Origin of the sequence: Hansschlegelia sp. (assembly GCF_035538955.1) — a bacterium.
Classification (GTDB): domain Bacteria; phylum Pseudomonadota; class Alphaproteobacteria; order Rhizobiales; family Methylopilaceae; genus Methylopila.
Map to the genome: position 1 here is coordinate 646,237 of NZ_DATLJK010000015.1, position 14,198 is coordinate 660,434.

The 14,198-nt window shown below is 65.9% G+C and carries 13 protein-coding genes and 1 tRNA gene; 12 read left to right on the plus strand and 2 right to left on the minus strand.

What is annotated here, in order from left to right:
* Window positions 1-140: 140 nt before the first annotated feature.
* From VM780_RS15110 to VM780_RS15165, 12 genes are all read left to right on the plus strand, one after another.
* Window positions 141-746, plus strand: coding sequence for an HdeD family acid-resistance protein (locus tag VM780_RS15110; RefSeq protein WP_325448749.1), 606 nt, complete (start codon window positions 141-143; stop codon window positions 744-746).
* Window positions 747-763: 17 nt separating this feature from the next.
* Window positions 764-1,207 (plus strand): redoxin domain-containing protein, encoded by a 444-nt coding sequence (locus tag VM780_RS15115; protein WP_325448751.1) that lies wholly within the window; start codon window positions 764-766, stop codon window positions 1,205-1,207.
* 26 nt (window positions 1,208-1,233) lie between these two features.
* Complete coding sequence (locus VM780_RS15120) at window positions 1,234-1,770, plus strand: DsbA family protein (protein WP_325448753.1); 537 nt, start codon at window positions 1,234-1,236, stop codon at window positions 1,768-1,770.
* 383 nt (window positions 1,771-2,153) lie between these two features.
* Window positions 2,154-2,921, plus strand: coding sequence for a Crp/Fnr family transcriptional regulator (locus VM780_RS15125; RefSeq protein ID WP_325448755.1), 768 nt, complete (start codon window positions 2,154-2,156; stop codon window positions 2,919-2,921).
* A gap of 225 nt (window positions 2,922-3,146) precedes the next feature.
* The gene (locus tag VM780_RS15130) at window positions 3,147-4,148 is read left to right on the plus strand and encodes a GlxA family transcriptional regulator (protein ID WP_325448757.1); all 1,002 of its coding nucleotides are present in this window, start codon (window positions 3,147-3,149) and stop codon (window positions 4,146-4,148) included.
* A 151-nt stretch (window positions 4,149-4,299) separates the two neighbouring features.
* Window positions 4,300-6,060: a putative bifunctional diguanylate cyclase/phosphodiesterase gene (locus VM780_RS15135; protein WP_325448758.1), complete on the plus strand. Its 1,761-nt coding sequence runs from the start codon at window positions 4,300-4,302 to the stop codon at window positions 6,058-6,060.
* A 431-nt stretch (window positions 6,061-6,491) separates the two neighbouring features.
* Window positions 6,492-6,764: a putative quinol monooxygenase gene (locus VM780_RS15140; protein WP_414652834.1), complete on the plus strand. Its 273-nt coding sequence runs from the start codon at window positions 6,492-6,494 to the stop codon at window positions 6,762-6,764.
* 371 nt (window positions 6,765-7,135) lie between these two features.
* Window positions 7,136-7,705: a type 1 glutamine amidotransferase domain-containing protein gene (locus tag VM780_RS15145; RefSeq protein ID WP_325448762.1), complete on the plus strand. Its 570-nt coding sequence runs from the start codon at window positions 7,136-7,138 to the stop codon at window positions 7,703-7,705.
* 87 nt (window positions 7,706-7,792) lie between these two features.
* On the plus strand, window positions 7,793-8,788 hold the full coding sequence (locus VM780_RS15150) for a zinc-dependent alcohol dehydrogenase family protein (RefSeq protein ID WP_325448764.1): 996 nt from the start codon (window positions 7,793-7,795) through the stop codon (window positions 8,786-8,788).
* Window positions 8,789-8,812: 24 nt separating this feature from the next.
* Window positions 8,813-9,499: a type 1 glutamine amidotransferase domain-containing protein gene (locus VM780_RS15155; protein WP_325448766.1), complete on the plus strand. Its 687-nt coding sequence runs from the start codon at window positions 8,813-8,815 to the stop codon at window positions 9,497-9,499.
* 177 nt (window positions 9,500-9,676) lie between these two features.
* Window positions 9,677-10,516, plus strand: coding sequence for an aldo/keto reductase (locus VM780_RS15160; protein ID WP_325448768.1), 840 nt, complete (start codon window positions 9,677-9,679; stop codon window positions 10,514-10,516).
* 93 nt (window positions 10,517-10,609) lie between these two features.
* Window positions 10,610-13,147 carry an excinuclease ABC subunit UvrA gene (locus VM780_RS15165; protein ID WP_325448822.1) on the plus strand — a complete coding sequence of 846 codons (2,538 nt, stop codon included), beginning with the start codon at window positions 10,610-10,612 and terminating at the stop codon, window positions 13,145-13,147.
* Between the two features lie 266 nt (window positions 13,148-13,413).
* On the opposite strand, the gene VM780_RS15170 is transcribed toward VM780_RS15165, so the two are convergent.
* Window positions 13,414-13,503, minus strand: a tRNA-Ser gene (locus VM780_RS15170).
* Between the two features lie 238 nt (window positions 13,504-13,741).
* Window positions 13,742-14,198 (minus strand): ferritin-like domain-containing protein (locus VM780_RS15175; RefSeq protein WP_325448770.1); only part of this gene is annotated, 457 nt, incomplete at its 5' end.

The following is a 14,198-nucleotide window of genomic DNA, read 5'->3' on the forward strand; positions in this document are numbered from 1 at the left end:
GAGTTGCTTGGCCGCGTCGACGTCTAAACGCGGGCCGATCGAGACCCTGAATTGACGACCGTCAAGGAACGCCCCCCCGCGCTCCCGGTAGGTTGCAACAAGAACGGCATTCAGGCGCAAGCAGATCGCGGAGACGCACCATGATCAACATCGAGTCTGTCGGTCCCCGTGCGAACGCCATGAACGCCATGCTCGCCGACAACTGGTGGGCGGTCGCGCTGCGTGGCCTGCTCGCCATCTTGTTCGGCATCGCCGCTTTCGCGGTGCCCGGCGCGGCGATGTTGGCTCTCGTGCTTATCTTCGCCGCCTACAGCCTGGTGGACGGAATCCTCAACATCGTGCTTGCGGTGCGCGGCGCCCGGAAAGGCGAACGCTGGGGACTGCTTCTCCTCAACGGCCTGTTCGGCGTGCTCGTCGGCGTCGTGACGGCGATCTGGCCGGGCATCACGGTGATCGCGTTCGTCTTCATGGTCGGCGCGTGGGCGCTGATCTCCGGCGCCCTGATGCTCGGCGCCGCGCTCAGCCTGAAGATCAGCCACGGACGGTGGATCCTGGTGGTCGGCGGCGTCGCCTCGCTCATCTACGGCGTGCTGCTGTTCGCCGCGCCGCTGATCGGCGCCCTGGTGCTCACCTGGTGGTTGGCGGCCTATTCGCTGGTGCTGGGCGTGATCCTGATGGTCTTGGCCTTTCAGCTCCGAAAGCATCGCGGCGAACACGCGCCAGATCCACTGGCGGCGTCTGCCTGAACCCCTGGGAGGCAATTATGGCTCAACTGCTTACGAAGGGCGCTCCGGCCCCCGACTTCACCCTCCACGTCACCCCCGACCAGACGCTCTCGCTCAACGAATTCGCCGGTCGCCGGGTGGTGCTGGCTTTCTACCCGGCGGACTGGAGTCCGGTCTGCGGTGACCAGATGTCCCTCTACAACCACATCCTTCCGGAGTTTCGCCGCCACGGCGCGGAGCTGCTCGGCATCTCGGTCGACGGCGTCTGGTGCCATCAGGCGTTCGCCCGAGACCGCAAGCTGCATTTTGCGCTCCTGTCGGACTTCGAACCCAAGGGCGCTGTCGCGAGAAGCTACGGCGCCTATCGAGAGGCCGAGGGGGTGAGCGAACGGGCGCTGTTCATCATCGACGAGAAAGGCGTGGTCGCCTGGAGCTACCGTTCGCCGATCGCGGTGAATCCGGGCGCCGACGGATGCGCTTGAGGAGCTACCAGCAACGGAGAACAAAGATGGCAACGCTCAGGGTTCCCGTAACGTCGCATGACCACATCCGAGGCAGCCAGGACGCGCCCGTCACGCTGGTCGAGTACGGCGACTATGAATGCCCCTATTGCGGAGCAGCGCAGCCCGTCATCGATCAGATTCAAGAGCGCTTCAGCCGCGAAGTTCGCCTGGTCTTCCGGCACTTCCCTCTGGCGGAGATGCATCCGCATGCGGCTCCGGCGGCCGAGACGGCGGAGTTCGCCGGCGCCAACGGCCTGTTCTGGTCGATGCACGACGCGCTCTACGCCAATCAGCGCCGGTTGAGCGTGCCGTTGATGATCTCGCTGGCCGCCAGCCTGAACCTTTCGACTGTCGCTCTGCGCGACGCCCTCGCCAATGGTCTCTACGCCGGAAAGGTGAGGGCCGACTTCATCGGCGGCGTGCGCAGCGGCGTCAATGGAACGCCCACCTTCTTCATCAACGGCGCGCGCTATGACGACCCCAACGGGGTGTTTGGACTGGGCGAAGCCATCGATCGGATGCTCCCGGCGACGACGCGCTAGCTCGTCGATCTCCCGGACGATCGTCTCCCGCGTCTCCAGAGCGACCAGCGGGAGCGCGCTGATCGCCTGATGACCAGCGCGACGACGGCTTCGAAGGCCAGCGCCCTGTTGAACATGCCGAGCTGACCTCCGGTCCCCCGTCGAAATCAGCGCCTATGCCGTGGACCCACACAGGTCGCATGTCGTGGAGAGACTCGGCGTCCGCACATTGGCCGATTCGGCGCGTTTGGCGGCGTCGGCGAACATGCGACCGAAGATCTAGCCGCCGCCACTCCGACGCCGCTCGCCCCTAATTAGGGCGGCTGGCGCGGACGGCCGCTCTGCGACCTTTACCTAGGAATGCGACGGAATTGCGTTGGGGTCCGCGCGCGGATCATCTTCCGATGAGCATAGTTTTCGGCGCCGAGCCAAAACGGCTGGAAGACCTGGACGATTGGGCCGCGCTCACACGGAGACACGAGATGTACGCTGTCAGCGCCGCTCAGGTTCGTTCCGTAAACGCCCTTCCACGCCCGCATACGGGATCCAGCGCCGATCCCGAACTGCTGGACTTCACGCCCGAGCTCGACGGCGCCGTGGCGTTCACACGCTGGCGACGCGAGGAGAACTGCGCCGCGCTGTTGACCGAAGGCGGACTGTGCTGGGTGCTCTCGGGCATCGTCCGTAAAAGTGTCGTCCATGAAAGCGGCCAGCGACGGATCGTCGATCTGATCATGCCCGGCGACTTTTTTGCCCTCGGGTCAGACGACGCGGGGAGCTATTCGTTCGAAGCTGTTACCGAAGGCACTCTGACGGCGCGCCTTACGCAGCGAAACCTGATCAAGCTCGCCAAGGACGATCCTCGCCTTTATCGGTTGTTTTATCAGCTTGCCTGCGACGTCATCGCGCGACTTGAGAGCCAGTTGTTGGTTCAAGGGCGGACCACGGCCACTGAGAAGATCGCGGCCTATCTGCTGCTGATGTCGACGCGGCTTTCCGGCGCGGAGGATGGCGCAGTCGTACTGCCGGTGTCCCGTTACGATATCGCGGACCATCTTGGGATCGCGGTCGAGACTGTAAGCCGGGCCATGACCGAACTCCGGAGAGCCGGGCTCATCAAGCTCAACGGCCCAAGGCGGATAGCGATGACGGCCCCGCGGAAACTGATATAAAGGCCGGCGCACGCGGTTGCGGTCGCCCGGCGAGCGGAAGGTCTGTCGCGACAGGGAAGGATCTGCTTCGTAAGCGTTAGCAGAGATCGCGCATCGCCGGCGCAGGTCCTGAGGCAATCACGATGGCGAAGGCTTGGCGGCGGATCGTTGGACAGCGTCGCGACGCGCTGCAGCGGCTCAGTGTGTACGACTTGAGGGCTATGCCCGGTCGGGGGAGTTCGGGCCGTGCTGATAACGATCTTCGCGCCCGAGAAGGTGCATCTGCTTGAAGTCGCCGGATTGCGTGACGCGCTCTTCGAGGCCAACTGCAAGCTCGAACCCGGTCAGCGCTACCGCGTGCGGGTAGTCACCGAGCGGGGCGTCGCGGAGGAAAGCGCTTCGGGCCTTAAATATGTGCCTGACGCCTCTATCGTCGACGCGACCGAATCTTCCGACACGTTGATCGTCGCGGGCCCGCACGGGGTGCCGGCTCGCCCCAGCGAAGACGTCACGCTGTGGATGCGCCAGCAAGCCGCGCAGGCGCGGCGCTACGGCTCGACGTGCACGGGCGCCTTTCTGCTGGCGCAGGCGGGGCTTCTGGCGGGACGCCGCGCGACGACCCACTGGGAGTACACCGACCGCTTCGCTGCTGAAAATCCCGATATTCGGGTCGCGCCCGACCGCATCTTTGTTCGAGACGGCAAGGTGTTCAGCTCCGCCGGCGTCACGGCGGCCGTCGATCTCGCATTTTCGCTGATCGAGGAGGATCACGGGCGCGCGCTGGCGCTGTGGGTGGCGCGTCGGCTGGTCGTCTTCCTAAAGCGGCCCGGCGGCCAGTCGCAATTCAGCGCGATTTTAACCGCACAGAGCGCCGGCGCTGGCCCGGTCGACAGGGTAAGGTTGCATATCCTGGAGAACCCTCGCGCAGAGCTGAGCCTCGAGGTCCTCGCCGACGTAGCCCGAGTGAGCCCGCGGCATCTTTCGCGGCTCTTCCACGCTCAGGCCGGCATGAGCCTGGCCGCCTATGTCGAACTGGCGCGGGTCGATGTCGCCCGGCGGATGCTGGAAGACACGCCGTCTTCGCTCAAGGCGATCGCCCATGCCGCGGGATTCGGATCGACGACGACGCTCAGGCGAGCGTTCCAACGCCGCATCGGCGTCTCTCCGGCGGAATATCGTCTCCGGTTCCAGACGACGACGTCATCCGGAGAAGCGGACGACGACGGTGGCGCCGCCGATTTGTCCTGATCAGTCGCTCATTATAGGTTGAAGCGTCGGCGACCGGGCCGCAGGTTCGCGCACGGAGGCCTGACATGGACCATGATACCGACGCGCGCGGCACGGCGGGAAATCCCAGCGCTTTCGAGGGCGTTGAAGGCCTACGTGACTTGATCGCGCAATGACCCTTGAGCCGAATGCGCTTGTCGATCTGGCTCCGGCGGGACGTGGATTCAAATCAGGTCGGTGGCGAAGCCTGATCAAGCGGTCGGGCGATCCGGCGCTCCCGCAGGCTGCGTCCCTGGTGGCGCTCGACCATATCAGCGACGGCGTGCTGATCGCCGATATGCGCATGCGGGGGCAGCCAATTGTCCAGGTCAACAGCGCGTTCGAGGCGATCACCGGCTATTCGCCCGATGAGGCGATTGGGAAGAATTGCCGCTATCTCCAGGGCAGCGACCGCCTGCAGCCCGAGATCGCAGAGGTCCGGGCCGCTTTGGAGGAAGGCCGCGCCTGTTCGGTGATCCTGCGAAACTACCGGCGTGACGGGACAATGTTCCGTAACGCGTTGCGGATGGCGCCCCTATATGACGACGCCAGTCGTCTGACGCACTTCGTCGGCGTCATCCGAGACGTCACATACGCCTCGAACATCGACCGCCTGACTGGTCTTCTCGACCGCTACGGTCTCATCGACCGATTGGTTGCGGCGAATGCTATCAAAACATCGAAGTTACTTCTCTTAAAGACAGATATAATAAAATTCCGTGATGTGAATAATGGCTTCGGCTATGACGTGGGCGACGCGCTGCTTCGCGCGGCGGCCGCACGCCTGGCGACGGTCCCTGCGGTCGCGATCGCGAGGGTGGGCACCAACAGCTTCGCGCTCGCGTTCGAACTGGAAGACGCCGATCGCGCCTCAGATCTCGTAGAGAGCGTCGTGGGCTTGCTGCGACCGCGGTTTCTGCTGCCCGGCGCATCGGTGGCGGTTCAGTTCGCCATCGGCTTCGCCGTCGGACCGGCCGGGACGGACCCGCTCCACCTCGTCCGGCAGTCGGGCGCCGCGCTGCACCGATCGAAGGTCAAACCCGGCCATCCGCCCCTTGCCTTCGCGGCTGAGGACGAACGGAACGCACGGAACCGGATCCGGCTCGCGAACGAGCTTCAAACCGCTGTCGCCAATCAAGAATTCATCTTCCACTACCAGCCTCAGATTGATCTTGAGACAGGTGATCTGAGTGGCGCGGAATCGCTCTTGCGGTGGAATCACGGCGTCTTCGGTCTCCAATCACCGGGCCTGTTCCTGGGCATCGCCGAAGAAACCGGCGCCATGCTGGAGATCGGCGCATGGGGCTTGCGCACGGTCGCGGCGCAAGCGGCGCGGGTCAATCAAGGTCGCCGCACGCCGCTGCGTTTTTCGTTCAATGTGTCGGCGCTCGAGTTCATGCGGCGCGACATGGCCGCTTTCGTCCGTCAAGCGCTGGAGGACACGGGCTGCCGGGGCGAATGGCTGACGCTGGAACTCACCGAGAACTTGATGATTCCCGAAGACGACAGCATTCGCCAAGCATTTGAAGACTTGAGGCGTCTTGGCGTCGGGATCTCGATCGACGACTTCGGCACGGGCTATTCCAATCTGCGGTATCTGGAGCGTTTTCCGCTGAGCGAGATCAAGATCGATCGGAGCTTCGTGCACGACGTCGCCCACAGCGCGGCGAAGCGCATCATCGTGGAAACCGTCGTCAGGCTCGGCGCCGCTCTCGACATCCGCGTCGTCGCGGAAGGGATCGAGACGGAGGCGGAACGCGCGATCATGAAGGCGGTCGGGTGCTCGGTGGGCCAGGGCTACCTGTTCGCGGCGCCGATGGGTGAGACCCAGTTCGACGCGCTGCTCGATCAAGATCTCGCGCTGAACGAGCACGGGCTGCTCGCCGGCGTCTGACTGGGCGCGACGGCCGCCGCCTAACGGCAGCCTCATCTGGCGCTCACGCGACCGCTAAGCGGTCTCGGTCTGGCGGCCGGGCACAGCGCAAGCTCTGGCGTCAGCGGTCTGCGGCCAGTCGCCTGGTCAGCGCCGCCTTCCGCCTTCCCGCCCGATCGAACACCCTCAAGCAATCTGCGAAATTGACGATCGTCAGGGCGTCGCGCTCGCGCGTGAGACTTGATGCGCCTGAGGCGGTGTCCCGGGACCTCGACCCTGATTCGATATATCGGCGGGTCGAAGTTCGTATCTTGAATAGCCAGCCATGAACATGGGTTCGGTCGAAGATGAGCCGCGGCTCGATAGCCGTGTCCGTCGACCTAGTCGGGCTCTCGGCGCGTCGTCAACTTTGAAAGGATAAGCGAGTGGTTAGGTTCGCGCTCCTCGTGACCATGGAAGCCAAGCCCGGAAAAGAAGCAGATGTCGAGGCGTTTCTAAAAAGCGGCCAGCCGATCGTCCAGAACGAACCTGGAACCATCGCTTGGTTCGGCGTCCGCATGGGCCCGGCGACTTTCGGGATTTTCGACGTTTTCGCTGATGAGGCGGGACGGCAAGCGCACCTCTCCGGCCTTGTGGCGGCCGCATTGATGGAGCGGTCGCCCGAGCTTTTCGCCTCGCCTCCCAAAATTGAAAAACTCGATGTGCTTGCGGCGAAGCTGCCCTGACACCGCACGAAAAGTACGCGCTGGCATTGCCTTGCTCGACCCGCAACAAATCGAAGGAGGAGCAATCACGGCATCGGGATCGCGTCGGCACGTGTATCGTCGCGACGACATCTAAGGTTCAAGATCTCGACCTTCCAAAGTCGTGAAAGTCGAAGTCATCCCTCTCGAACTGGCTCCTAGCGCGTAGCGGATGTTCGAGAGTTCGCCCAAGAAGTTCGTCATCGTTTCGCACAACGCGGCCAACCGGGCGAGCCGCCGGCGGACGCCAGGAGCGGCTCCCCCCAAGCGCTCCAATCCGCCAAACGCAGACGCCGAGCCCCCGCGCCTCGGCCACTCTCGCCGGTCGAGCGCAGCCTCAAAGGAGATTTCTCATGGCCACTGACACGCTCAAAGGATTGAACGTTGCTATTCTCGTCACCGATGGGTTCGAGGAAGTCGAAATGACCGAGCCCCGGAAGGCGCTCGACGAAGCCGGCGCCAAGACCACCCTGATCTCGCCAAAGACCGACGAGGTCCGCGCCTGGAACTTCACAGAGTGGAGCAAGCGCTACCCTGTGGATGCGCCGCTCGCTTCAGCGATCCCCGGGGATTACGACGCTCTCCTCCTGCCCGGCGGCGTCATAAATCCCGACACGCTCCGCGCCGACGCCAAGGCCGTGGCGTTCGCCAAAGCGTTCTTCGACGCCGGGAAGCCTGTCGCCTCGATCTGCCACGGGCCGTGGACCATCATCGAAGCCGGCGCGGCAAGCGGCCGCCGCATGACCTCCTGGCCGTCGCTCAAGACCGATCTCAAGAACGCCGGCGCGAACTGGGTCGTTGAGGAGGCCGTCGTCGACCGGGGCCTCGTGACGAGCCGCAGCCCCGACGACATGGCCGCTTTCAACCGGGAAACCATCAAGCTGTTCGCAGGCGCGGAAGGACGCGCGGGCCAGGCGGCCTGAGGCGGTCGTCGTCCGCGACGGGACGACGAGCGGCTTCTGAGTTGGCCGCACATGCTCTCCGGCGTTGCAATGTAAGGACACGTCGCCATGACACGGGTGGTCAGGTTCCATCGCACTGGCGGACCAGAGGTGATGCAGTTCGATGATCTCCCGGTCGGCGATCCGGGACCGGGAGAGATGCGCGTGCGGGTGGAGGCGATCGGCCTCAATCGCGCCGAAGCGATGTTTCGGTCGGGCGCCTACCTCGAAACGCCACGCTTGCCCGCGCGCCTTGGCTACGAGGCCTCCGCTACGGTCGAGTCTTTGGGAGACGGCGTCGACGGCTTCGCGCCTGGCGATCTCGTCAGCGTCATCCCGGCTTTCTCCATGAACGATTACGGCGTTTACGCGGAGACGGCCATCGTGCCGGCTTACGGCGTCGTGCGACGCCCCAACGGAGTCTCGGCGATCGAGTCGGCCGCGCTATGGATGGCCTACCTCACGGCGTGGGGCGCGCTCATCGACATCGGCCGTCTCGGAGAGGGCGACGCGGTCGTCATTCCGGCGGCGTCCTCAAGCGTCGGCCTCGCGGCGATCCAGATCGCGAACAGCGTCGGCGCGATCTCGATCGCGACGACCCGGACGCGCGACAAGGCGGCGGCGTTGGAAGGCGCCGGCGCGGCGCATGTCATCGTCACGTCCGAGCAGGATCTGCCGGCCGAGGTCAACCGTGCGACGGGCGGCAAGGGCGCGCGCCTCGTGTTCGACCCGGTCGGCGGACCTCAGGTGGAGAGGCTCGCCGAGGCGATGAGTCCTCACGGCGTTCTTTTTCTTTACGGCGCGCTCGCGTCTGGGCCCACGCCATTTCCGGTCATCGCGGCCATGCAGAAGGCGCTGACGCTGCGCGGCTACACGCTGTTCGAGTTTGTCCGGGACAAGGAGCGGATGGCCCGCGCATCGGCCTTCATCCAAGATGGCCTCGCCGGCGGGCGCCTGAAGCCGATCGTCGCGAAGACTTTCACGCTCGACGAGATCGTCGACGCGCACCGCTACATGGAGTCGAACCAGCAGTTCGGGAAGATCGTCGTCACCGTCCCCCATTGAGCGCTCGCTGAAGAGGAAACGGACGTGAAGATACTGATGGTGCTCACCTCGCATGACCGTCTTGGAAACACCGGCCGCAAGACCGGCTTCTGGCTCGAGGAGTTCGCCGCGCCGTACTACGCCTTCAAGGACGCGGGCGCCGAGATCACTCTCGCGTCGCCCAAGGGCGGCGAGCCGCCGCTCGATCCCAAGAGCGCGGAACCTGACTTCCAGACCGACGACACGAGGCGTTTCGAGGCCGACGCTGCGGCCAAGGCCGCGCTCGCGGCGACGGCCCGGCTCGACACGGTTTCGCATGAGGCCTTCGACGCCGTGTTCTATCCCGGCGGCCATGGTCCTCTCTGGGATTTGGCGGAGGACCGCCGTTCGATCGCGCTCATCGAGGGGACGATTGCGGCGGACAAGCCCGTCACCCTCGTGTGCCACGCGCCCGGCGTGCTCCGGCACGCGCAGGGCACAGACGGCAAGCCGCTGGTCCAGGGCCGCAACGTCACCGGCTTCACCAACACGGAGGAGGAGGCCGTGGGGCTGACCGCGGTCGTTCCGTTCCTGGTCGAGGACGAGCTCAAGCGGAACGGCGGCCTGTTCTCGAAGGTCGCCGACTGGCAGCCCTATGTGGTCGCCGACGGGCTCCTGATCACCGGGCAGAACCCTGCGTCCTCAGCGCCCGCAGCCAGAGCGTTGATCGAAAAGCTCGCGGCGCGGGCGTAAGGGCGTGGACAGGCCCAGATCTACGCAATCCGTTGAACTCGCAGCGGCCGAAAACCCCACCGGCCCGCGGCATTCAGAAAGGCGGGTTGAATTCCGCCTCGCACAGACTGAGGAAAGGCTGTCCGTTTCATGAAAGCCGCCAGTCGCCAGGCGTCACCCGCGTCGGATCAGACGAGCATGGAGCGACGCCCGTTCGGGCTATTGCCGCGAGAGGTTGCGGTGATCGGCCAGGGAACGTGGTACATCGACGCCGCGCACCGGCCGACCGCCATCGCGGCCCTGCGGCGCGGCATCGACCTCGGCATGACCCACATCGACACCGCCGAAATGTACGGCGACGCCGAGATCGTGGTGGGCGAGGCCATAGCGGGGCGGAGAGACGACGTTTTTGTCGTCTCGAAGGTGCTCCCCAGCAACGCTTCCTATAGCGGGACCGTAGCCGCCTGCGAGCGCTCGCTCGCGCGCCTCGGGACAGACAGGCTGGACTGCTATCTCCTGCATTGGCCCGGCTCCCATCCGCTCGAGGACACGTTCGCCGGCTTCGAGCGGCTCCGCGAGCAGGGCAAGATCCTGTCCTGGGGCGTCAGCAATTTCGACGTGCCCGACCTCGATGCCGCCTGGAAAGCTGGTGGTAAGGGCCAGCTCGTCTGCAACCAAGTTCTCTACAACCTCGGTGAACGCGCAATCGAGCACGCCGTTCTGCCTTGGTGCGAGGAGCACGGGGTCGCCGTGGTCGCGTACAGTCCGTTCGGCCATGGCGACTTCCCGGGCCGGCGCACGCCGGGCGGCCTCGTCCTGGAGGAGATTGCGGCAAGCCACGGCGCGACGGCGCGTCAGGTGGCGCTCCGCTTCCTGGTGCGCAAGCCGTCCTTGTTCGCGATACCCAAGGCGTCCAGCGTCGAGCACGCCGAAGACAATTCCGGCGCGGGCTCGCTCCGGCTGACGGAAGCTGAATTCGCCCGGATAGACGCGGCGTTCCCGCTCGGCCCGAAACCGCGCCGCCTTCCAATGTTGTAGGCCCACGACGCCTTCTTATCCGGCAGGCATAAAGCCGAAGCCGACGGACGGCCGTTCGTGAGCGTCCGGATCGAGGAGGTTCGCACGCGAGACATGAAGACCTCCGGCTTCGTCCGCGTGCGCGGCGCGCGCGAGCACAATCTCAGGAATGTCGATGTCGACATCCCGCGCGACGCTCTGGTGGTGTTCACCGGCGTGTCGGGATCGGGCAAGTCGTCGCTGGCTTTTTCCACGCTCTACGCCGAGGCGCAGCGCCGCTATCTGGAGTCGGTTTCGCCTTACGCGCGTCGCCTGTTTCACCAGATGGAGGTCCCTGAGGTCGACGAGATCGAGGGCCTGCCGCCGGCGGTGGCGCTGCAGCAGCAGCGCGGATCGCCCACCACCCGCTCGTCGGTCGGCAGCGTCACCACCATCTCGAACCTGATGCGGATGCTCTACTCGCGCGCTGGCGACTATCCGCCGGGGCAAGCCCATCTGGACGCCGAATCCTTTTCGCCCAACACGACCGAGGGCGCCTGTCCGCGCTGCCAGGGCCTCGGCCGCATCCATGAGGTCACAGAGGCCTCGATGGTCCCCGATCCGTCCAAGACGATCCGCGAGCGCGCGGTGGCCGCTTGGCCGACGGCCTGGGGCGGCCAGAATCTGCGCGACATCCTGATCAGCCTCGGCGTCGACGTCGACACGCCGTGGCGGAACCTGCCGAAAAAGCTGCGCGACTGGATCCTTTTCACCGACGAGCAGCCGCAGGTTCCGGTCTATCCCGGGTGGAGCCACGACGAAATCCAGCGCGCCATCCGGCGCAAGACGGAGCCCGCTTACATGGGCACCTTCTCGAGCGCGAAGCGCCATGTCACCCACAGCTATGCGACGACCCAGAGCGCGATGATGAAGAAGCGCGCCGCGCGCTTCATGATCGCCCGAGTTTGCCCGGTCTGCGACGGCAAGAGGCTGCGCCGGGAAGCCCTGTCGGTCCGCTTCGAGGGCTTCGACATCGCCGAAATGAGCCGCCAGCCGATGGCTCGGGTTTCGAAGATCTTCGCGCCCTATGCCGAAGCGAAAGCCGGCAAGCTCAGAGCGCTCCGCAAGAGCCATCCGGAGAAGGCCTTGGTCGTCGAGCGCATCGCCGGCGATCTGCGCCGCCGACTGACGGTGCTGCTCGACCTTGGTCTCGGCTATCTGGCGCTCGAACGCGGCACCCCGACCCTTTCGCCAGGCGAGCTGCAGCGGCTAAGGCTCGCCACTCAGGTCGTCTCCAACCTGTTCGGGGTCGTCTATGTGATGGACGAGCCGTCCGCCGGGCTTCATCCCGCCGACACCGAGGCGCTGCTCCGAGCGCTCGACGGGCTGAAGGCGGTCGGCAATTCGCTGTTCGTGGTCGAGCATGAGATGGACGTCGTCCGCCGCGCCGACTGGATCGTCGATGTCGGCCCCGCCGCTGGCGAGCATGGCGGCGAGATCCTCTACAGCGGCCCGATCGAGGGTCTGCGCGAGGTCGCCGCGTCGGAAACGAGACGCCATCTGTTCGGCGAAGGCGGCGGGACGCCGAGCCCGAAGCGCGAGCCCGCCGGCTGGCTGCGGCTGGAGGGGGTCTCGCGCAACAATCTGAAGCAGGTCGACTGCGCGATCCCGCTCGGCGTGATGACGACCGTCACCGGAATCTCCGGTTCAGGAAAATCGAGCCTCGTCAGCCAAGCGCTGGTCGAACTGGTCGCCGCCGCCCTCGGCAGCCCGGTCGCGGCCGAAGAGGAGCCGGATGGCGACGCCGCGCTGGAGGACCGGCTCGCCGGCGTGACCGAAGGCCGGATCCTCGGCGGACTTGATGGGATCAGGCGGCTGATCGAGGTCGACCAGAAGCCGATAGGGCGCACCCCGCGCTCCAACCTCGCCACCTATACCGGCCTTTTCGACCATGTCCGCGCCCTGTTCGCGGCGACCCCCGAAGCCAAAAAACGCCGCTACGATGCAGGCCGCTTCTCGTTCAACGTCGCCAAGGGCCGCTGCCCGCGCTGCGAAGGGGAAGGCTTCGTGATGGTGGAGTTGCTCTTCCTGCCGAGCGTCTACGCCCCGTGCCCCGCATGTCGCGGCGCCCGCTACAACCCAAAGACGCTCGAGATCCGCTATCGCGGCAAGACCATCGCCGAGGTGCTGGCGCTCACTGTCGAGAGCGCCTGGGAGTTCTTCGAAGACGCGCCCAACGTCGGCCGGTCGCTCGAGGTGCTCCGAGAGGTCGGGCTGAACTATCTGCGCCTGGGCCAGCCCGCGACGGAGTTTTCGGGCGGCGAGGCGCAAAGGGTGAAGCTCGCCGCCGAGTTGCAGCGCTCCCAGCGGGGCGGCGCGCTCTATGTGCTTGACGAACCGACGACCGGTCTTCATCCAACCGACGTCGAGCGCCTGCTTGGCCAGCTCCGCGCCCTAGTCGAGGCCGGCAACAGCGTCATCCTGGTCGATCACGACATGAAGGTGGCGGCGGCGAGCGACTGGGTGATCGACATCGGGCCCGGCGCCGGCGACGAGGGCGGGCGGATCGTCGCGAGCGGTCCGCCGGCGCAGGTCGCCGCCTGCCAGGCGAGCCGCACCGCGCCTTATCTGGATCGCGCGCTCGGCGGAGCGCTAGTCGCCACAGCCACCTGAGCGGCGGCGCCGAAGCGGCTGAGGCGGCGGGGAGCTAGCGCCTTGGCCCTCCAGCGAGCTCGACGTCTGCTGTGGGATCACCGGCTCCGGCGAGCGTCGGCCGGAGATCAACGGCCGCCGAACGGCGCTGCGCGGCTCCCCGATGATCGGCCAGGATTGTCCGAGCTTGCTGGGGAGGGGCGCTTAATGGGTGCGGGCTGATCGTGACGTTTCGGCACGCTCAGCCTCGGCCGCCAGGATGATCCCAATTATTTAGCTCAAGGAAGTGGCGGAGAGGGTGGGATTCGAACCCACGGTACGGTTGCCCGCACAACGGTTTTCGAGACCGTCCCAATCGACCACTCTGGCACCTCTCCGCGTAAGGCGAGCGTCGATCCGCGGTGAGATACACGCGACGCGGCGGGGGCACAAGCCGCAAGGGCCTCTGGCCGCGACGCTTTGTTGGCGCCGCGCCCGAAGGGCGGCGTGGCGCCATCCGCCGGGAGGGCGGGCCCCGCCAGCAGGGCGCCAAGCGGGCGGGGCCGGGCCGCGGCAGGAGGCCGGTCGAATAAAGGGATCGGCCCTCGCCAGACGCGAGGGCCGGCGCCTGTGGCGTCAGCGGTCGGCTTTCTCGCCCTGCGACGACAGCGTCAGGTACTTGGTGGTGATCGCCGGCACGCGCTGCTCGAGCCAAGCCGCCATTGCGAGCTCCTCGTCGAGGCTGTTCTGAAGCAGCGGAACGGCGGAGCTGAATGCGCCGGCCTCAGCGATCGTGATAAGCGAGCGATAGCTCGCCGCCTCGAAATTCTCGAAGGCGAAGTTCGCGAACGTGTTCTTCAGGATCTCGTCGCCCGCGACGGCGTGGCCGAGCGCGGCCAGATTGCCCGTGAACGACAGCGCGGCGTCCTTGAGGGCGGAGTGGCTTTCGTCCAGCGAACCGAGAATCTGCTCGAGCCGCCCGATCTGCTGCTCGGTCTCGCCGCGGTGACGACGCAGCTGCTCGGCGACCTCATCATAGTTCCTCAGCCGGTCAAGCTGGCGGTCGATGAGCGACAGCGCCTGGTTCTCGACG

Excerpts from the sequence above, each read along its gene's own strand:
- VM780_RS15110 (WP_325448749.1), top strand. The coding sequence starts at position 141 with ATGATCAACATCGAGTCTGTCGGTCCCCGTGCGAACGCCATGAACGCC.
- VM780_RS15115 (WP_325448751.1), top strand. The coding sequence starts at position 764 with ATGGCTCAACTGCTTACGAAGGGCGCTCCGGCCCCCGACTTCACCCTC.
- VM780_RS15120 (WP_325448753.1), top strand. The coding sequence starts at position 1,234 with ATGGCAACGCTCAGGGTTCCCGTAACGTCGCATGACCACATCCGAGGC.
- VM780_RS15125 (WP_325448755.1), top strand. The coding sequence starts at position 2,154 with ATGAGCATAGTTTTCGGCGCCGAGCCAAAACGGCTGGAAGACCTGGAC.
- VM780_RS15135 (WP_325448758.1), top strand. The coding sequence starts at position 4,300 with ATGACCCTTGAGCCGAATGCGCTTGTCGATCTGGCTCCGGCGGGACGT.
- VM780_RS15140 (WP_414652834.1), top strand. The coding sequence starts at position 6,492 with ATGGAAGCCAAGCCCGGAAAAGAAGCAGATGTCGAGGCGTTTCTAAAA.
- VM780_RS15145 (WP_325448762.1), top strand. The coding sequence starts at position 7,136 with ATGGCCACTGACACGCTCAAAGGATTGAACGTTGCTATTCTCGTCACC.
- VM780_RS15150 (WP_325448764.1), top strand. The coding sequence starts at position 7,793 with ATGACACGGGTGGTCAGGTTCCATCGCACTGGCGGACCAGAGGTGATG.
- VM780_RS15160 (WP_325448768.1), top strand. The coding sequence starts at position 9,677 with ATGGAGCGACGCCCGTTCGGGCTATTGCCGCGAGAGGTTGCGGTGATC.
- VM780_RS15165 (WP_325448822.1), top strand. The coding sequence starts at position 10,610 with ATGAAGACCTCCGGCTTCGTCCGCGTGCGCGGCGCGCGCGAGCACAAT.